Source organism: Escherichia sp. MOD1-EC7011 (assembly GCF_002965005.1).
GTDB classification, from domain to species: domain Bacteria; phylum Pseudomonadota; class Gammaproteobacteria; order Enterobacterales; family Enterobacteriaceae; genus Escherichia; species Escherichia ruysiae.
The window spans coordinates 29,695-47,834 of the sequence record NZ_PTRD01000064.1 but is presented as its reverse complement, the minus strand read 5'-3'; the positions used below and the strand labels follow the sequence as shown (position 1 = coordinate 47,834).

Below are 18,140 nucleotides of genomic sequence, written 5' to 3'. Positions count from 1 at the left end.
ATCCACTCCAAGCCGGCGTTATCCGGTGAGGCGCAATGTTGCGGGGGCTTTATCCCTGGTGGCATTGGTTGCTGGAAAGAGAAAACCCCCGCACGTTGAGAGGTACAACCTGACAACAGAACGGGGGCTAATCTTGAACCAGAACAATTCAAGGATAGCCGCAAAATGTTGTCATTACAACAAGGCGGCTATATGACGCTCGCGCAGTTTGCCATGACTTTCTGGCACGACCTGGCAGCACCGATCCTGGCGGGAATTATTACCGCAGCGATTGTCGGCTGGTGGCGTAACCGGAAGTAAGGCGAAAACGGGCGTCAGGCTGCCGTGATGGCAATATGCGCCCGAAACCGGCCGCAGGGGTAACAGCCTGCGGCCTTTTTTGTATCTGGCCCCCATGAAAAAAGTCTTAACGCAGAACGCTAAGACTTTATTTTTCAAGCAAAAAAGATTACTTGCTGGTATCCAGTTCTTCGAAACCTTTCACCAGATCATCAATCGCTTTCATCTGCTTGAGGAACGGTTCCAGTTTAGCCAGCGGCAGCGCGGATGGGCCATCACATTTCGCATGTTCCGGATCCGGATGAGCTTCAATAAACAGCCCCGCCAGACCTACCGCCATACCGGCTCGTGCCAGCTCAGCCACCTGAGCACGACGACCGCCGGAAGCTGCGCCAAACGGATCGCGGCATTGCAGTGCGTGGGTCACGTCGAAAATCACCGGCGAGTTACCAGACACTTTCTTCATAATGCTGAAACCCAGCATATCGACAACCAGGTTGTCATAGCCAAAGTTAGCGCCGCGATCGCAAAGAATCACTTTATCGTTGCCGCCTTCTTTGAATTTATCAACGATGTTACCCATCTGACCCGGGCTGACAAACTGCGGTTTTTTGACGTTAATTACCGCACCGGTTTTCGCCATGGCTTCCACCAGGTCAGTCTGACGAGCGAGAAATGCCGGTAACTGGATCACATCCACAACATCAGCAACTGGCTGTGCCTGGCTTGGTTCGTGAACATCGGTGATAATTTTCACGCCAAAAGTTTGCTTCAATTCCTGGAAGATTTTCATCCCTTCTTCCAGGCCCGGTCCACGATAAGAGTGGATAGAGGAGCGGTTGGCTTTGTCAAAAGAGGCTTTGAACACGTAAGGGATACCCAGTTTCTGGGTCACGGTTACGTAGTGTTCGCAAATGCGCATCGCCAGATCGCGAGATTCCAGCACGTTCATACCGCCAAACAGCACGAACGGCAGGTCATTTGCTACGTTGATGTCGCCAATGCTAACCACTTTTTGTTTCATAGGATCGCCTTAATCTTAAGTAAAATGTCGATTAATTAATGCAGCACAATATGTTTATGCGCGATGTTATTAATTTGCGCACGAATCATTTCGCTGATCGGGTCTTCCGGACACTGTTCAACGAAATAACTTAAATCATTTAACGCAACGTGTTCGCAATCCAGTTGCGCGTAAATCAACCCACGATCGCGAATTTCATACGGATCTTCCGGGTTGAACTGTAATAAGGCCTCGCTGGTGCGTAATGCCAGTTCCATCTGATTTTCTTCCATCAGCGACGCTTTCAGCGTATCCAATAGTTTGCGGATAACCTCAATGTTATCGGCTTCATCCAGGTCTTCATAAAACAGTTCCGCCGACGGGCTGATATTTCCCTTTAACCATACATCCAGCATATGTTCGCTTAACGATTCACCGTTAAAAGGGTTAATCAACCAAATTTCGCCATCCGGACATTCAATGCGCAATATAAGCTGCGTCGGGAAAATCACCGGCATCAGCGGCAAATCGAGACGATTAGCGACCCACACCAAAACGGCGCCTAATGATACCGCACTGCCCTGCCGATTTTTTAACACCTGATCCAACCATAATGCATCGGAAAGACGATAAACACCGCGTGAGGCTTTAAATCCCCATTCGCCGTAAAACAGCGCGATCAATTTTTCCAGCTGCTCTTCTAAAGGCAGAAGCTGGCTAATTTCTTCCTTCGCCAGACTAACGAGACGCTCCAGTTCGTCGTAAACATCTTGCGAGGGAAAATCGCGGCGGATTGCTTCGCAAGCCAGGATCATGCCTTCGCACAGCGGCGCTTTATTAAATTCGAAATCAGCTAACGATCTCATGACTTACCCCAGTAACGGTACTTTTGTGGTGGCGAGTTTAATGATGATGTACAGCACCACCAGCGCCAGCGGGAAGGCAATAATGCGCACCTGCTGACTGTGCACCCGACGATAATCGAGAGCAATAAAACCCAAAACGATATAAATGATAACTCCAAACAGCTTTTCAGTCAGCCATTGTGCCTGCCCGGAAAATGGCAGGATGTGCGCTTTAGCCATTAGCGCCACACCGCTTAACAATAACACCGTGTCAATAACCGGCGGCGCAATGCGCGTCCAGCGAGCAAATGCCTGAGGATGCTCCTGATAACGTAGCCAGAAACGTAAGGTTAATAGCCCAACAGAAAGCGCAACGCTAATGAGATGAACGCTAAGCAGCGTAGTAAAACTTGTCATCGATAATAGCGACCAAGCGTCACGCGCTCGTTATCACCGTAGTCCCGGCAGGTTTCGACGTCATGATATCCCGCGAGGATAAATGCCTGTCGCACCGCTTCGCCCTGCTGCCAGCCATGTTCCAGAAGCAGAAAGCCGCCGGATACCAGCGCGTTACGCGACTGTTCGACGATATGCACGATGTCTGCCATTCCACTGTCTGCCGCAACCAGCGCAGTGAGCGGCTCAAAGCGGACATCGCCTTGTTGAAGATGTGGGTCCTGCTCGTCAATATACGGCGGATTGCTGACAATCATCGCAAACTGCTGCCCGGCTAGCGCGCTAAACCAGTCGCTTTGCAGAATGTGGATATTTTTAATCGCCAGATGCTGCGCATTACGCTTCGCAAGGGCAACGGCATCCGGCATTCGGTCAACGGCGGTTACCTCGCAATCTGGACGCTCGCTGGCCAGCGCCAGCGCAATTGCCCCGGTGCCCGTACCGAGATCGAGAATACGGCAAGACTGTTCAGGTAACCGAGCCAGTGCCTGCTCCACCAGACATTCCGTGTCAGGACGGGGAATTAAGGTCGCTGGCGAAACAAATAACGGCAACGACCAAAATTCACGCACACCGGTTAAATGAGCAATAGGTTCACCTGCACGACGACGCGCCAGCAGTACGTCGAGTTGCTCACACTGCGCGTCAGTCAGCTGCGTTTCGCCAAAGGCGAGAATAAAAGTACGCCCCTTGCCGGTAACATGCTCCAGCAGGATTTCAGCATCGCGCCGTGGGCTTTCGCTCGCCTGAAGTTGGGTTATTGCGTCACGTAACCAGTGTTGATATTCCATTATTCTTGCTCGGACAACGCCGCCAGTTGGTCAGCCTGATGTTCCTGGATAATCGGTTCAATTAGCATATCCAGCTTACCTTCCATCACTTCATCCAGACGGTAGAGCGTCAGGTTGATACGGTGGTCAGTGACGCGCCCCTGCGGGAAGTTGTAGGTACGATTACGATCGCTGCGATCGCCACTGCCCAGCAGGTTACGACGGGTAGACGCCTCCGCCTGCTGGCGTTTTGCCATTTCTGCTGCGTGGATGCGAGCACCAAGTACAGAAAGTGCTTTAGCTTTGTTTTTATGTTGTGAACGTTCGTCCTGACATTCAACAACAATACCGGTTGGTAAGTGAGTAATACGGATTGCCGAATCGGTGGTGTTAACGTGCTGCCCCCCTGCCCCTGAAGAGCGGAAAGTATCAATGCGCAAATCTGCCGGGTTGATGTCCGGCAGTTCTGCGTCAGGCAGCTCTGGCATTACCGCAACGGTACAAGCAGAAGTATGAATACGACCCTGCGATTCCGTAGCAGGAACACGCTGCACGCGATGACCGCCAGATTCGAATTTCAGGCGACCATACACACCATCGCCACTGATTTTGGCGATGATCTCTTTATAGCCACCATGCTCGCCCTCGCTGGCGCTCATGATTTCCACGCGCCAGCGACGGGCTTCTGCGTAACGGCTGTACATACGGAACAGATCGCCTGCAAATAATGCGGCTTCATCACCACCAGTTCCGGCACGCACTTCGAGAAAGGCGTTGCGTTCGTCATCAGGATCTTTTGGCAGCAAGAGAACCTGAAGTTGTTGTTCCAGTTGTTCGCTTTTTTCTTTAGCTTCACGCAGTTCATCCTGCGCCATCTCACGCATTTCAGGATCGTCGAGCATCATCTGTGCGGTTTCGATATCTTCCTGAACCTGTTGCCAGTCGGTGAAACAGCGCGAAACATCACTTAACTGCGCATATTCACGAGATAATGCGCGAAAACGTTCCTGGTCAGCGATGGTTTGCGCATCACCCAGCAGCGCCTGAACTTCTTCATGGCGTTCATGCAGGGCTTCCAGTTTGGCAACGATAGAAGGCTTCATAGGCGTAAATGCACCCTGTAAAAAAGAAAATGATGTACTGCTACTCCAGCCCGAGGCTGTCGCGCAGAATATTCAGGCGTTCGTTATCCCCGTCACGGGCAGCCTGTTGAAGTGATTTCGTTGGCGCATGGATCAGGCGGTTAGTCAGTTTCCATGCCAGATCCTGCATAATGGCTTGCGCGTCGCCGCCCTGTTCAAGGGCTGCTAACGCTTTGGCGGTTAACTCATCGCGAACCTGCTCTGCCTGACTGCGATAATCGCGAATAGTTTCGCTGGCGCTTTGTGCGCGCAGCCACGCCATAAATTCGCTGGTTTCCTGAGCGACGATAGTTTCCGCTTCAACTGCGGCGGCTTTACGCTGCGCCAGGTTATGCGAAATGATGCTTTGCAGATCGTCAACGCTATAAAGGTAGGCATTCGCCAGTTTTCCGACTTCCGGTTCGACATCGCGCGGAACGGCAATATCCACCAACAGCATCGGTTGGTTGCGACGGCTTTTTAATGCGCGCTCCACCATACCTTTACCGATAATCGGTAACGGGCTTGCAGTGGAACTAATGATGATATCGGCTTCGCGCAGACGTTCGTCGATATCGCTCAATGCAATCACTTCTGCGCCGACTTCATCTGCCAGGATTTGGGCTCGTTCGCGAGTACGATTGGCGATAATCATCTTCTGCACTTTGTGTTCGCGCAGATGACGCGCCACCAGTTCGATGGTTTCGCCCGCACCAACCAGCAATACCGTCACCGTAGAAAGCGATTCAAAGATCTGCCGCGCCAGCGTACAAGCCGCAAAAGCGACAGACACAGCACTGGCGCCAATATCCGTTTCAGTGCGAACGCGCTTCGCTACAGAGAAAGATTTCTGGAACATGCGTTCCAGTTCGCTGGCCTTCATATGGCCTTTTTGCGAATCGGCAAACGCTTTTTTAACCTGACCGAGGATCTGCGGCTCCCCCAGAACCAGTGAATCCAGGCCACTGGCAACACGCATTAAATGGCTAACCGCGTCGTTATCCTGATGCCAGTAGAGGCTATTACGCAGATCTTCTTCGTTGAGATTGTGGTAATCGCACAACCAGCGAATGAGCGCCTCTTGCAGGTTATCCTGCTCTTCAACGCTAAGATAAAGTTCTGTGCGGTTACACGTCGACAGCACCACGCCGCCCTGCACCATCGGCTGCGCGAGCAGGCTGTCAAGCGCCTGATCGAGCTTGTCCGGCGAAAACGATACACGTTCTCGTAGCGATACAGGTGCCGTTTTATGGTTAATACCGAGTGCTAAAAGGGTCATGTCTGCGGGAAATAATACCAACGTTGATATGGTTAGTCTGCTCGCATCATACAGGATGCGTGAGATCAATAAAAGAGAGCGCCCCCTTTTGGAGTAATTGCCAAAAGCCGTTAGATTCTGGCAATTAAGACAACTTGAACATAGACGATAGCGGACGGTAACGCTAGCATTAAGGGTTATAACTGCAACGTATCTCAAGGACTTGTCATTATCATGCCCCTGCCCGATTTTCGCTTTATCCGCCTGCTACCGCTGGCTGCCCTCGTGCTCACTGCCTGTTCCGTTACCACACCAAAAGGCCCCGGCAAAAGCCCGGACTCCCCGCAGTGGCGTCAGCATCAGCAAGAGGTTCGTAACCTCAACCAGTATCAGACACGCGGTGCATTTGCGTATATTTCTGACCAGCAGAAAGTGTATGCCCGCTTCTTCTGGCAGCAAACTGGCCAGGATCGCTACCGTCTGCTGCTGACCAACCCATTGGGAAGCACCGAACTGGAGCTGAATGCTCAGCCGGGTAACGTGCAGCTGGTAGATAACAAAGGTCAGCGTTACACCGCCGATGACGCCGAAGAGATGATTGGCAAATTGACAGGAATGCCGATTCCGCTCAACAGTTTGCGCCAGTGGATTTTAGGTTTGCCTGGTGATGCAACCGACTACAAACTGGACGACCAGTACCGCCTGAGCGAAATCACCTACAGCCAGAACGGCAAAAACTGGAAAGTCGTATACGGTGGTTATGACACCAAAACGCAACCTGCGATGCCAGCCAATATGGAACTCACCGACGGTGGTCAGCGCATCAAGTTAAAAATGGATAACTGGATAGTGAAATAATGCGGACACAGTGGCCCTCTCCGGCAAAACTTAATCTGTTCTTATACATTACCGGTCAGCGAGCGGACGGTTACCACACGCTGCAAACGCTGTTTCAGTTTCTTGATTACGGCGACACCATCAGCATTGAACTTCGTGACGATGGGGATATTCGTCTGTTAACGCCCGTTGAAGGCGTGGAGCACGAAGATAACCTGATCGTTCGCGCAGCACGGTTGTTGATGAAAACAGCGGCAGACAGCGGGCGTCTTCCGGCGGGGAGCGGTGCAAATATCAGCATTGACAAGCGTTTGCCTATGGGCGGCGGCCTGGGCGGTGGTTCATCGAATGCCGCGACTGTGCTGGTGGCGTTAAATCATCTCTGGCAATGCGGGCTAAGTATTGATGAATTGGCGGAACTGGGTCTGACGTTGGGCGCAGATGTTCCTGTCTTTGTACGCGGTCATGCCGCGTTTGCTGAAGGGGTTGGCGAAATATTAACGCCAGTGAATCCACCGGAGAAATGGTATCTGGTGGCACACCCTGGTGTAAGTATTCCGACACCGGTGATTTTTAAAGATCCTGAACTCCCACGCAACACGCCGAAAAGGTCAATTGATACGTTGCTAAAATGTGAATTCGGTAATGATTGCGAGGTTATCGCAAGAAAACGTTTTCGCGAGGTTGATGCGGTGCTTTCCTGGCTGTTAGAATACGCCCCGTCGCGCCTGACTGGGACAGGAGCCTGTGTCTTTGCTGAATTTGATACAGAGTCTGAAGCCCGCCAGGTGCTAGAGCAAGCCCCGGAATGGCTCAATGGCTTTGTGGCGAAAGGTGTTAATCTTTCCCCATTGCACAGAGCCATGCTTTAAGCCGGGCAAGCTGAGTTTCGGTGACAACGTCACCTTGTTCCAGACGTTGCATCGCGCTCTTTAATACACCGCCTGGAAAGAATATTGCCTGGCCCGCACAGTTTTCGGCAGATTCTTTCCACCAATGGACGCATGCCTGAGGTTCTTCTCGTGCCTGATATGAAGCTTTTTGCTGGTAACGCCACCCCGGAACTAGCACAACGTATTGCCAACCGCCTGTACACTTCACTCGGCGACGCCGCTGTAGGTCGCTTTAGCGACGGCGAAGTCAGTGTACAAATCAATGAAAATGTACGCGGTGGTGATATTTTCATCATCCAGTCCACTTGTGCCCCTACTAACGACAACCTGATGGAATTAGTCGTGATGGTTGATGCCCTGCGTCGTGCTTCCGCAGGTCGTATCACCGCTGTTATCCCCTACTTTGGCTATGCGCGCCAGGACCGTCGCGTCCGTTCCGCTCGTGTGCCAATCACTGCGAAAGTGGTTGCAGACTTCCTCTCCAGCGTCGGTGTTGACCGTGTGCTGACAGTGGATCTGCACGCTGAACAGATTCAGGGTTTCTTCGACGTTCCGGTTGATAACGTATTTGGTAGCCCGATCCTGCTGGAAGACATGCTGCAGCTGAATCTGGATAACCCGATTGTGGTTTCTCCGGACATCGGCGGCGTTGTGCGTGCCCGCGCTATCGCTAAGCTGCTGAACGATACCGATATGGCAATCATCGATAAACGTCGTCCGCGTGCGAACGTTTCCCAGGTGATGCATATCATCGGTGACGTTGCAGGTCGTGACTGCGTACTGGTCGATGATATGATCGACACTGGCGGTACGCTGTGTAAAGCTGCTGAAGCTCTGAAAGAACGTGGTGCTAAACGTGTATTTGCGTACGCGACTCACCCGATCTTCTCTGGCAACGCGGCGAACAACCTGCGTAACTCTGTAATTGATGAAGTCGTTGTCTGCGATACCATTCCGCTGAGCGATGAAATCAAATCACTGCCGAACGTGCGTACTCTGACTCTGTCAGGTATGCTGGCCGAAGCGATTCGTCGTATCAGCAACGAAGAATCGATCTCTGCTATGTTCGAACATTAATCGAACCCGGCTCAAAGACCCGCTGCGGCGGGTTTTTTTGTCTGTAATATCCATTTGTATGACCTATGCCTCCTTCACCTGCCATTTAGTTGACAGATGATGCGCTCACGGATGAAACATTATTGTGAACAAAATATTCTCCTCACATGTGATGCCTTTCCGCGCTCTGATCGACGCTTGCTGGAAAGAAAAATACACTGCCGCACGGTTTACCCGTGACCTGATTGCCGGGATTACCGTCGGGATTATTGCTATTCCGCTGGCGATGGCGTTGGCAATTGGTAGTGGCGTGGCTCCACAGTACGGTTTATATACCGCTGCTGTTGCAGGGATTGTCATTGCTCTGACGGGGGGGTCGCGTTTTAGCGTTTCCGGTCCAACTGCGGCATTTGTGGTAATTCTCTATCCCGTTTCGCAACAGTTTGGACTGGCAGGCCTGCTGGTTGCGACGTTGCTGTCCGGGATCTTTTTGATCCTGATGGGGCTGGCGCGCTTCGGGCGCCTGATTGAGTATATCCCGGTTTCCGTTACCTTAGGCTTCACTTCGGGTATCGGGATCACCATCGGTACGATGCAGATTAAAGATTTTCTCGGTCTGCAAATGGCACATGTCCCGGAACATTATCTGCAAAAAGTCGGCGCATTATTTATGGCGCTGCCCACCATTAATGTGGGTGATGCTGCCATTGGCATTGTGACGCTTGGCATTCTGGTTTTCTGGCCGCGTCTGGGCATTCGTTTACCTGGTCATCTTCCGGCCTTGCTGGCTGGTTGTGCGGTGATGGGCATTGTTAACCTGCTCGGTGGACACGTTGCTACCATCGGCTCGCAATTCCACTACGTTCTGGCCGATGGTTCCCAGGGTAATGGTATTCCGCAACTGCTGCCGCAACTGGTACTGCCGTGGGATCTCCCCGATTCAGAATTCACACTAACCTGGGATTCTATTCGCACACTGCTGCCTGCGGCATTCTCAATGGCAATGCTCGGCGCAATCGAATCTCTGCTCTGCGCGGTGGTACTGGATGGCATGACCGGGACGAAACACAAGGCGAACAGCGAACTGGTCGGTCAGGGGCTGGGGAATATCATCGCTCCGTTCTTTGGTGGTATTACCGCTACAGCTGCCATCGCGCGTTCTGCCGCTAACGTCCGTGCCGGTGCAACTTCCCCTATTTCGGCGGTGATCCACTCTATTCTGGTTATTCTCGCTCTGTTGGTACTGGCACCGCTGCTCTCCTGGCTGCCGCTTTCCGCCATGGCTGCCCTGCTATTGATGGTGGCGTGGAACATGAGTGAAGCACACAAAGTGGTCGACTTGCTGCGCCATGCGCCGAAAGATGACATCATCGTCATGCTGCTTTGCATGTCGCTGACCGTGCTGTTTGATATGGTTATTGCCATCAGTGTGGGTATCGTACTGGCATCGCTGCTGTTTATGCGCCGTATCGCCCGTATGACTCGTCTGGCACCCGTGGCGGTAGATGTTCCTGAGGATGTACTGGTTCTGCGCGTTATTGGTCCGCTGTTTTTCGCTGCGGCTGAAGGCTTATTCACCGATCTTGAATCACGTCTGGAAGGCAAACGAATTGTTATTCTGAAGTGGGATGCAGTTCCGGTTCTTGATGCCGGTGGCCTTGATGCGTTCCAGCGTTTTGTGAAGCGCCTGCCTGAAGGATGTGAACTGCGGGTGTGTAATGTGGAGTTCCAGCCACTGCGCACCATGGCTCGTTCTGGTATTCAACCGATCCCTGGACGCCTGGCATTCTTCCCGAATCGCAGCGCAGCAATGGCTGATCTGTAAGAAAGGCATTAAATTGACCAGTCAGCACAAACTGACTGGTCAGCAAACTGCATTATGCGTTAGCTATGACGACGATTATCGTTACGGCGGCAACGTTTGTCATAATGACGAACCCACCAGTAACGGTCGCACACCTGTTCATGCCCGCCAACACGGGCACCCGCCAGCCAGAGAATGGCACCGACGAAAATACTCAGCACTGCACCATGTGCGAAATACTGGGGCATATTAAACTGTGGTAACTGGTTGAGGATTGAATACCCCACGCCGACCACCATGACCACCAGACCCAGCCCCATGAGCACGTTACCGAGTAACGAAGCGTTTTTGCGTTTCATGTGTCACCTCCGGAACTTTCTGGGTTGTAACAGGGAATACCCCTCTTCCTTATGTGTAAAGTATAGACAACACCCTGTAGGTTATGTGCGGGCGTGATCACAATTACAACCCTTATTTCAACAAAACTTTACAAATAAACGCCTGAACATCCTGACTTTCTAATAGTTCGCAGAGGCAATTATTATGTTGTCTGCGTATAAGGTGCTGTTTTTTGTCAAGCGAGGCCACAACCAGTAAACTACGCGCCAGTTATGCACTCACTCAGGACAAAAAACGTGACGATTAAATTGATTGTCGGCCTGGCGAACCCCGGCGCTGAATACGCCGCAACGCGACACAATGCTGGCGCCTGGTTCGTTGACTTACTGGCGGAGCGTTTGCGCGCTCCCTTGCGCGAAGAAGCTAAATTCTTTGGTTATACCTCGCGAGTTACCCTTGGAGGCGAAGATGTCCGCCTGTTAGTCCCGACCACATTTATGAATCTCAGCGGCAAAGCCGTCGCGGCGATGGCCAGTTTTTTCCGCATTAATCCGGACGAAATTCTGGTCGCCCACGACGAGCTGGATCTGCCCCCTGGCGTCGCCAAATTTAAGTTGGGCGGCGGTCATGGTGGTCACAATGGACTGAAAGACATCATCAGTAAATTGGGTAATAACCCTAACTTTCACCGTTTACGCATTGGAATCGGTCATCCGGGCGATAAAAACAAAGTTGTCGGGTTTGTGTTAGGCAAACCTCCTGTTAGTGAACAGAAGTTAATTGATGAAGCCATCGACGAAGCGGCACGTTGTACTGAAATGTGGTTTACAGATGGCTTGACCAAAGCAACGAACCGATTGCACGCCTTTAAAGCGCAATAAGTCGTTGTCTGCGGCATTTTTGCCGCGTGCCGTGTATAATAGGCAGAGTTATTTCCATTTCTACAATCTGTTTACGATAACAGGTTGATTATTAAGATATTAAGGTGATTTAAATCATGGGATTCAAATGCGGTATCGTCGGTTTGCCCAACGTCGGGAAATCTACCCTGTTCAACGCGCTGACCAAAGCCGGTATTGAAGCGGCCAACTTTCCATTCTGCACCATCGAGCCGAACACAGGCGTTGTGCCAATGCCCGATCCGCGTCTGGATCAACTGGCTGAAATCGTAAAACCGCAGCGTACGCTTCCCACGACCATGGAGTTTGTCGATATCGCTGGCCTGGTAAAAGGCGCGTCGAAAGGCGAAGGTCTGGGTAACCAGTTCCTGACCAACATCCGTGAAACCGAAGCGATCGGTCACGTTGTTCGCTGCTTTGAAAATGACAACATCATTCACGTTTCCGGCAAAGTTAACCCGGCAGACGATATTGACGTTATCAATACCGAGCTTGCTCTGGCGGATCTCGACACCTGTGAACGTGCAATTCACCGGGTACAGAAAAAAGCCAAAGGTGGCGATAAAGACGCGAAAGCCGAGCTGGCGGTACTGGAAAAATGCCTGCCACAACTTGAAAACGCAGGTATGCTGCGCGCGCTGGATTTAAGCGCAGAAGAAAAAGCTGCTATTCGTTACCTGAGCTTCCTGACGCTGAAACCGACAATGTACATCGCCAACGTCAACGAAGACGGTTTTGAAAACAACCCGTATCTGGACCAGGTGCGTGAAATCGCGGCGAAAGAAGGTTCTGTTGTCGTTCCGGTTTGTGCTGCTGTTGAAGCAGACATTGCCGAACTGGACGACGAAGAACGTGACGAGTTTATGCAGGAACTGGGACTGGAAGAGCCGGGTCTGAACCGTGTGATCCGTGCCGGTTATAAACTGCTGAACCTGCAAACTTACTTCACCGCAGGGGTGAAAGAAGTGCGCGCATGGACCATTCCGGTTGGTGCAACTGCGCCGCAGGCGGCTGGCAAAATCCACACCGATTTTGAAAAAGGCTTTATCCGTGCACAAACCATCGCGTTTGAAGATTTCATCACTTACAAAGGTGAACAAGGCGCGAAAGAAGCAGGCAAAATGCGTGCAGAAGGTAAAGATTACATCGTTAAAGATGGCGATGTGATGAACTTCCTGTTTAACGTTTAATACGTTACTACCAGTACTGAAGTCTCCGTACTGGCGCAAAAAATCAGCCATTATGTGTGGATGCACATAATGGCTTTTTTGTTTTTGTCGATCATCCCCGACGCTTAAACTGACCCGCATCAATGCCATATTGTTTCATTTTTCGCCAAAGCGTGGTGCGACCAATTCCAAGTAACGCCGACATTTCCAGAATACGCCCACCTGTCACCTGGGCGGCGTTAATAATCGCTTCTTTTTCGACTTCCGCAAATGACAGACTGGTGGAAAGACGCGTGGCGCTGATATCTTCTGTCGCCTGTTCGGTAAACAGATGCTCAGGCAAATCACTGACGTGAATGCGTCCGTTGTCGCTGCTCAGGGCAAGGTTCTCAATGACGCTATACAGTTCAAAATCATTACCGGGCCATGCGCAGGAGACCAAACGAGCAAGCGCATCGTCATCAATCTTCAGGCGAGTTGAGAAGCGTTTTTCGAGATTACGCAATTTGTTATTCACCAGCGCCGGAATACTGCCGCGCCGCATACGCAGAGGCGGGATGGTAATTTCAAATGCATGGAGCGCGTAATAAAGCTGGCGACTAAAGCGATTTTGTTCCACCAGCATTGCCAGATCTGCGGTCGTCGTGGCAATCACTTTGACATCAATCGGGATTAAACGCCGCGCATCCAACCGCGTGATAACGCCCTGCTTGATGACCTGAAGCAATGCTGACTGTAACTCCACCGCCAGATACTCAATCTTTTCGAGAAACAGCGTGCCGCCGTGTGCCAGTTCCAGACGACTCAGACGACCATTTTTATTCTCCGTGCGATCGCCGCCAATAAACTCCTCCACCAGCGTCGCATCACCATATAGCTCGCAATTGACGGCGATATAGGGACCTGCAGCGCGTTCGCTTTCATTATGAATCGCCTGACTTAACAGAGCCTTACCAACGCCTTCTTCTCCACAAAGTAACACCGGAAAACTGCTGCGCGCCGCCTGACGACCAAAATGAATCAAGCGACGGGTTTGCGGATCATCCTGTGGCATATGAGCAAAAGTATGACTAACTTTGCCTAATTGACTGGTCATCAATTGCCGCATCTGCTCCACCGGATGCAGCAGCAGAATAAAGCTGGTTCCCTGGGGTTCAATTATCGGTTTAAGGGTAATGACCGCATCAATAAACTGGTGCTGACTTTCAAAGGTCGCTTCCACATGTTTGAGCGGATGTGCCTGTTTTATTGCCTGTTGCAGCACGGCAGGTAACGTTAACAGTTCCGTGATTGCTCTTCCCTGGCTGGCCGTTGCGTCCAGACGCAAAACACGCGCCGCCTGAGCATTAATAAATTGCAGATTACCCTGCTCGTCCCAGCTAATCACGCCATCGTCCATACTTTCTAACAGAGCGTTACGTTGATTTAAATGCCGATTAGTTTCAGCCAGCAAACTGTCCGTTAGCAGTAAGTTTCCCACCTCGCGAGCAATTGCCAGCGTCAACGGCAAATCGGCTGCTGTCGATTGTTCCGCTGGACACGCCAGGGCTATCGTCCCGGTCAATCGCCCCTTGCTGTCAAACAGCGGCGTTGCACAAAATGCCCATTTCCAGAGCGCCTGTTTAAAATGTTGATCGGCTATCGTTTTCACCGCCTGACCAGAGATAGCCGCTAACGATAGCGCACAAGTACCGATGATTCCTTCGGCGCAATAAGTGCCGTCATTAAATCCCAACGCACTAAGCTGCTCCATAGTCTGCGGATCACCATAACGGCTAAGGATGCAGGCAGTTTCATCGAGAATAAGCAAAACGCACGCTCGTGGCGCCATATATTCCAGGGCATCTTCCAGCGCCGCCTGCCCGAGTGTCAGCATCGCCTTTTTACGCCGACAGATGGTAGCAAATGTCACGCCCTGGGCCTGGTGCGGTACGCTCCACGACTCCCGTTTCATCAGTTTGCGGCATCGCTCCCAGGATGCTGCAATCCAGGGGGCGTTAGCCTGGTCATCGTTGTGAAAACCGCCTCTCATATTCCGCTCACTTCTGGCAAAAGGTGTTCTGACTCGCAATTTTAAGTATCAGGGCATTCTTATGTTCCATTATGGAACTTTTATTAAAACATATGTTTCAGCATGAAACATAATTTGTATGAATTTTCTTTTCCCAAGTCTGATGCACAATGGATTCATCGGCAGTCAGTGGTCGCCGTGTCGTTGAACATCATCCATGCCCTACGATAATTGCTGGAGCAAGATAATGAAAAAATTGATCAATGATGTGCAAGACGTACTGAACGAACAACTGGCAGGGCTGGCGAAAGCGCATCCTTCGCTGACATTGCATCAGGATCCGCTGTACGTCACACGAGCTGATGCACCGGTTGCCGGAAAAGTCGCCCTGCTGTCAGGCGGCGGCAGCGGACACGAACCAATGCACTGCGGTTATATCGGTCAGGGGATGCTTTCGGGGGCGTGTCCGGGCGAAATTTTCACTTCACCTACCCCCGATAAAATCTTTGAATGCGCCATGCAGATTGATGGCGGCGAAGGCGTACTGCTGATCATCAAAAATTACACCGGCGATATTCTTAACTTCGAAACAGCAACCGAATTACTCCACGACAGCGGCGTAAAAGTGACCACAGTGGTCATTGATGACGACGTCGCGGTGAAAGACAGTCTTTATACCGCCGGGCGGCGCGGTGTTGCCAATACGGTGTTAATAGAAAAACTTGTGGGTGCGGCGGCAGAACGTGGCGACTCACTGGATGCCTGTGCGGAACTGGGGCGTAAGCTGAATAATCAGGGTCACTCAATTGGTATCGCTCTCGGTGCCTGTACCGTTCCAGCCGCTGGCAAACCCTCATTTACGCTGGAAGATAATGAGATGGAGTTTGGCGTCGGCATTCATGGCGAGCCGGGTATCGATCGTCGCCCCTTCTCTTCCCTTGATCAAACCGTCGATGAAATGTTCGACACGCTGCTGGAAAATGGCACATACCATCGCACACTGCGCTTCTGGAATTATCAACAAGGAAACTGGCAGGAAGAGATTCAAACCAAACAGCAGCTACAGTCTGGCGATCGGGTGATTGCGCTGGTCAACAATCTTGGCGCCACACCACTTTCTGAGCTTTACGGCGTCTATAACCGTCTGACTACGCGTTGTCAGCAAGCGGGGCTGACTATCGAACGCAATTTAATTGGTGCGTATTGCACTTCACTGGATATGACCGGTTTTTCCATCACCTTACTGAAAGTTGATGACGAAATGTTGGCGTTATGGGATGCCCCAGTCCACACCCCGGCGCTGAACTGGGGTAAATAAGGAGATAACGATGTCACTGAGCAGAACTCAAATTGTTAACTGGCTTACTCGCTGTGGAGAAATCTTCAGCAAAGAGAGCGATTATCTTACCGGGCTGGATCGTGAAATTGGCGACGCTGACCACGGGCTAAATATGAATCGAGGATTTTGCAAAGTGGTGGAAAAACTACCCGCCATTGAGGACAAGGATATTGGTTTCATCCTCAAAAATACCGGTATGACACTGCTTTCCAGCGTCGGTGGAGCCAGTGGTCCGCTATTCGGTACATTCTTTATTCGCGCCGCGCAGGCGACTCAGGCGCGCCAGAGCCTGACGCAGGAAGAGCTTTATCAGATGTTTCGCGATGGTGTGGACGGCGTAATCAGTCGGGGGAAAGCCGAACCTGGCGATAAAACCATGTGCGATGTCTGGGAACCAGTGGTTGAGTCGTTACGCCAGTCCAGCGAGCAAAATCTCTCTGTTCCGGCTGCGCTCGACGCAGCCAGCAGTGTCGCTGAATCCGCTGCACAAAGCACGATTACGATGCAAGCTCGCAAAGGCCGTGCCAGTTATCTCGGCGAACGCAGTATTGGTCACCAGGATCCTGGCGCGACCTCCGTGATGTTTATGATGCAAATGCTGGCGTTAGCCGCGAAAGAGTAAGGAATTGGTGATGGTGAACCTGGTCATAGTTTCACATAGCGCCCGGCTGGGTGAAGGTGTCGGTGAATTAGCCCGTCAGATGTTAATGAGCGATAGTTGTAAAATCGCCATTGCCGCTGGGATTGATGACCCGCAAAATCCCATTGGTACTGATGCCGTCAAAGTGATGGAAGCCATCGAATCCGTTGCTGATGCCGACCATGTGCTGGTTATGATGGACATGGGGAGCGCGTTATTGAGTGCAGAAACCGCTCTGGAATTGCTGGCGCCAGAGATCGCCGCAAAAGTACGTTTGTGCGCAGCGCCATTGGTCGAAGGAACTCTGGCGGCAACAGTTAGCGCGGCATCAGGTGCCGATATCGACAAAGTTATTTATGATGCTATGTCTGCGCTGGAAGCCAAACGCGAACAACTGGGTTTACCGTCATCCGCCAGTGAGATATCTGACACATGCCCGCCGCACGATGAAGAAGCCCGTTCCCTGGCTGTGGTGATTAAAAACCGTAACGGCCTCCACGTGCGCCCGGCCTCTCGACTGGTCTATACCTTATCGGTATTTAATGCAGACATGTTACTGGAGAAAAACGGCAAATGCGTCACGCCGGAAAGTATTAACCAGATTGCGCTATTACAAGTCCGCTATAACGATACTCTGCGCCTGATTGTGAAAGGGCCAGAAGCTGAAGAGGCGCTGGCCGCTTTCCGCCAGTTGGCTGAAGATAACTTTGGTGAAACAGAAGATATTACGCCGCCAACGCTGCACCAGGTTAATCCTGTTACGGGGAAAGCCTTTTATTATCAACCCGTTTTATGCGCCGTACAGGCGAAATCAGTCCTTACGGTGGAACAAGAACAGGAACGATTACGCCAGGCAATTGATTTTACGTTGTTAGACCTGATGACGTTAACGGCAAAGGCAGAAGCAAGCGGGCTTAACGATATCGCCGCGATCTTTTCCGGTCACCATACTCTGTTAGACGATCCTGAACTGCTGGCAGCAGCAAGCGAACTTCTTCTGCATGAACATTGCACCGCAGAGTATGCCTGGCAGCAGGTTCTTAAAGAACTTAGCCAGCAATATCAACAGATTGATGATGAATATCTGCAGGCGCGCTATATCGATGTGGATGATCTTCTGCATCGCACCCTGCTCCATCTGACACAGACAAAAGAAGAACTACCGCAATTTAGCGCACCAACCATTTTGCTGGCAGAGAACATTTACCCCTCCACCGTGCTGCAACTGGATCCGACGGTCGTTAAAGGCATCTGCCTTAGTGCCGGAAGTCCGGTATCCCATAGCGCCTTAATTGCCCGTGAACTGGGTATTGGCTGGGTTTGCTTACAGGGTGAAAAACTGTACGCGGTACAACCTGAAGAGACGTTAACTCTGGACGTTAAAACACAACGTTTTAGCCATGATGGCTAAACCAGTGTCC

The 18,140-nt window shown here is 51.5% G+C and carries 18 protein-coding genes; 10 read left to right on the top strand and 8 right to left on the bottom strand.

Features of this window, described 5'->3' with window-relative positions:
- Positions 1 to 192: 192 nt before the first annotated feature.
- Positions 193 to 300, top strand: a complete 108-nt coding sequence (locus A7098_RS22940) for a type I toxin-antitoxin system toxin Ldr family protein (RefSeq protein WP_000170963.1) — start codon at positions 193 to 195, stop codon at positions 298 to 300.
- A gap of 148 nt (positions 301 to 448) precedes the next feature.
- Here A7098_RS22940 and kdsA read toward each other — a convergent pair whose 3' ends face one another.
- The 6 genes from kdsA to hemA are packed head-to-tail and all read right to left on the bottom strand — an operon-like array spanning position 449 to position 5,753.
- Entirely contained in the window at positions 449 to 1,303 is an 855-nt protein-coding gene (kdsA, locus tag A7098_RS22935) for a 3-deoxy-8-phosphooctulonate synthase (protein ID WP_000811058.1), read from the bottom strand.
- A gap of 35 nt (positions 1,304 to 1,338) precedes the next feature.
- Positions 1,339 to 2,148 (bottom strand): invasion regulator SirB1, encoded by an 810-nt coding sequence (gene sirB1 / locus A7098_RS22930; protein ID WP_032225535.1) that lies wholly within the window; start codon positions 2,146 to 2,148, stop codon positions 1,339 to 1,341.
- A 3-nt stretch (positions 2,149 to 2,151) separates the two neighbouring features.
- On the bottom strand, positions 2,152 to 2,544 hold the full coding sequence (gene sirB2, locus A7098_RS22925) for an invasion regulator SirB2 (RefSeq protein WP_000200410.1): 393 nt from the start codon (positions 2,542 to 2,544) through the stop codon (positions 2,152 to 2,154).
- Positions 2,541 to 3,374, bottom strand: a complete 834-nt coding sequence (gene prmC / locus A7098_RS22920; RefSeq protein WP_105281479.1) for a peptide chain release factor N(5)-glutamine methyltransferase — start codon at positions 3,372 to 3,374, stop codon at positions 2,541 to 2,543. Before prmC ends, sirB2 begins: the two co-directional genes overlap by 4 nt.
- A complete protein-coding gene (prfA, locus tag A7098_RS22915) occupies positions 3,374 to 4,456 on the bottom strand; it encodes a peptide chain release factor 1 (protein ID WP_000804726.1) in 1,083 nt (360 codons plus the stop codon). The genes prmC and prfA overlap by 1 nt, the downstream gene beginning before the upstream one ends.
- Positions 4,457 to 4,496: 40 nt before the next feature.
- On the bottom strand, positions 4,497 to 5,753 hold the full coding sequence (hemA, locus tag A7098_RS22910; RefSeq protein ID WP_010346781.1) for a glutamyl-tRNA reductase: 1,257 nt from the start codon (positions 5,751 to 5,753) through the stop codon (positions 4,497 to 4,499).
- Positions 5,754 to 5,966: 213 nt separating this feature from the next.
- On the opposite strand from hemA, the gene lolB reads away from it, so the two are divergent.
- The 4 genes from lolB (at position 5,967) to dauA (ending at position 10,343) form a co-directional block, all read left to right on the top strand.
- Positions 5,967 to 6,590, top strand: a complete 624-nt coding sequence (gene lolB, locus A7098_RS22905) for a lipoprotein insertase outer membrane protein LolB (protein WP_001130680.1) — start codon at positions 5,967 to 5,969, stop codon at positions 6,588 to 6,590.
- Entirely contained in the window at positions 6,590 to 7,441 is an 852-nt protein-coding gene (gene ispE, locus A7098_RS22900; RefSeq protein WP_001260320.1) for a 4-(cytidine 5'-diphospho)-2-C-methyl-D-erythritol kinase, read from the top strand. Before lolB ends, ispE begins: the two co-directional genes overlap by 1 nt.
- 150 nt (positions 7,442 to 7,591) lie before the next feature.
- On the top strand, positions 7,592 to 8,539 hold the full coding sequence (gene prs / locus A7098_RS22890) for a ribose-phosphate diphosphokinase (protein ID WP_001298109.1): 948 nt from the start codon (positions 7,592 to 7,594) through the stop codon (positions 8,537 to 8,539).
- A 124-nt stretch (positions 8,540 to 8,663) separates the two neighbouring features.
- Positions 8,664 to 10,343, top strand: a complete 1,680-nt coding sequence (gene dauA, locus A7098_RS22880) for a C4-dicarboxylic acid transporter DauA (RefSeq protein ID WP_071995177.1) — start codon at positions 8,664 to 8,666, stop codon at positions 10,341 to 10,343.
- A 59-nt stretch (positions 10,344 to 10,402) separates the two neighbouring features.
- On the opposite strand, the gene ychH is transcribed toward dauA, so the two are convergent.
- Positions 10,403 to 10,681: a stress-induced protein YchH gene (gene ychH, locus A7098_RS22875; RefSeq protein ID WP_000823884.1), complete on the bottom strand. Its 279-nt coding sequence runs from the start codon at positions 10,679 to 10,681 to the stop codon at positions 10,403 to 10,405.
- 276 nt (positions 10,682 to 10,957) lie between these two features.
- Here ychH and pth point away from each other — a divergent pair, with 276 nt between their 5' ends.
- Both pth and ychF read left to right on the top strand, forming a co-directional pair.
- Positions 10,958 to 11,542, top strand: a complete 585-nt coding sequence (pth, locus tag A7098_RS22870; protein WP_000152933.1) for an aminoacyl-tRNA hydrolase — start codon at positions 10,958 to 10,960, stop codon at positions 11,540 to 11,542.
- A gap of 116 nt (positions 11,543 to 11,658) precedes the next feature.
- Positions 11,659 to 12,750, top strand: coding sequence for a redox-regulated ATPase YchF (ychF, locus tag A7098_RS22865; protein ID WP_000505860.1), 1,092 nt, complete (start codon positions 11,659 to 11,661; stop codon positions 12,748 to 12,750).
- Between the two features lie 91 nt (positions 12,751 to 12,841).
- Here ychF and dhaR read toward each other — a convergent pair whose 3' ends face one another.
- Positions 12,842 to 14,761, bottom strand: a complete 1,920-nt coding sequence (gene dhaR / locus A7098_RS22860) for a dihydroxyacetone kinase operon transcriptional regulator DhaR (RefSeq protein WP_085460793.1) — start codon at positions 14,759 to 14,761, stop codon at positions 12,842 to 12,844.
- A 226-nt stretch (positions 14,762 to 14,987) separates the two neighbouring features.
- Between dhaR and dhaK the strand changes: the two genes are divergently transcribed.
- From dhaK to dhaM, 3 genes are read left to right on the top strand one after another with little or no spacing between them, the layout of a single operon-like run.
- A complete protein-coding gene (dhaK, locus tag A7098_RS22855) occupies positions 14,988 to 16,058 on the top strand; it encodes a dihydroxyacetone kinase subunit DhaK (RefSeq protein ID WP_105281478.1) in 1,071 nt (356 codons plus the stop codon).
- A gap of 10 nt (positions 16,059 to 16,068) precedes the next feature.
- Positions 16,069 to 16,701: a dihydroxyacetone kinase subunit DhaL gene (dhaL, locus tag A7098_RS22850; protein ID WP_105281477.1), complete on the top strand. Its 633-nt coding sequence runs from the start codon at positions 16,069 to 16,071 to the stop codon at positions 16,699 to 16,701.
- 10 nt (positions 16,702 to 16,711) lie between these two features.
- Positions 16,712 to 18,130, top strand: a complete 1,419-nt coding sequence (dhaM, locus tag A7098_RS22845) for a dihydroxyacetone kinase phosphoryl donor subunit DhaM (protein WP_024212517.1) — start codon at positions 16,712 to 16,714, stop codon at positions 18,128 to 18,130.
- Positions 18,131 to 18,140 lie beyond the last annotated feature (10 nt).

Coding starts and splice junctions, on each gene's coding strand:
- A7098_RS22940 (WP_000170963.1), top strand. CDS start 193: ATGACGCTCGCGCAGTTTGCCATGACTTTCTGGCACGACCTGGCAGCA.
- kdsA (WP_000811058.1), bottom strand. CDS start 1,303: ATGAAACAAAAAGTGGTTAGCATTGGCGACATCAACGTAGCAAATGAC.
- sirB1 (WP_032225535.1), bottom strand. CDS start 2,148: ATGAGATCGTTAGCTGATTTCGAATTTAATAAAGCGCCGCTGTGCGAA.
- sirB2 (WP_000200410.1), bottom strand. CDS start 2,544: ATGACAAGTTTTACTACGCTGCTTAGCGTTCATCTCATTAGCGTTGCG.
- prmC (WP_105281479.1), bottom strand. CDS start 3,374: ATGGAATATCAACACTGGTTACGTGACGCAATAACCCAACTTCAGGCG.
- prfA (WP_000804726.1), bottom strand. CDS start 4,456: ATGAAGCCTTCTATCGTTGCCAAACTGGAAGCCCTGCATGAACGCCAT.
- hemA (WP_010346781.1), bottom strand. CDS start 5,753: ATGACCCTTTTAGCACTCGGTATTAACCATAAAACGGCACCTGTATCG.
- lolB (WP_001130680.1), top strand. CDS start 5,967: ATGCCCCTGCCCGATTTTCGCTTTATCCGCCTGCTACCGCTGGCTGCC.
- ispE (WP_001260320.1), top strand. CDS start 6,590: ATGCGGACACAGTGGCCCTCTCCGGCAAAACTTAATCTGTTCTTATAC.
- ychH (WP_000823884.1), bottom strand. CDS start 10,681: ATGAAACGCAAAAACGCTTCGTTACTCGGTAACGTGCTCATGGGGCTG.
- ychF (WP_000505860.1), top strand. CDS start 11,659: ATGGGATTCAAATGCGGTATCGTCGGTTTGCCCAACGTCGGGAAATCT.
- dhaR (WP_085460793.1), bottom strand. CDS start 14,761: ATGAGAGGCGGTTTTCACAACGATGACCAGGCTAACGCCCCCTGGATT.
- dhaK (WP_105281478.1), top strand. CDS start 14,988: ATGAAAAAATTGATCAATGATGTGCAAGACGTACTGAACGAACAACTG.
- dhaL (WP_105281477.1), top strand. CDS start 16,069: ATGTCACTGAGCAGAACTCAAATTGTTAACTGGCTTACTCGCTGTGGA.
- dhaM (WP_024212517.1), top strand. CDS start 16,712: ATGGTGAACCTGGTCATAGTTTCACATAGCGCCCGGCTGGGTGAAGGT.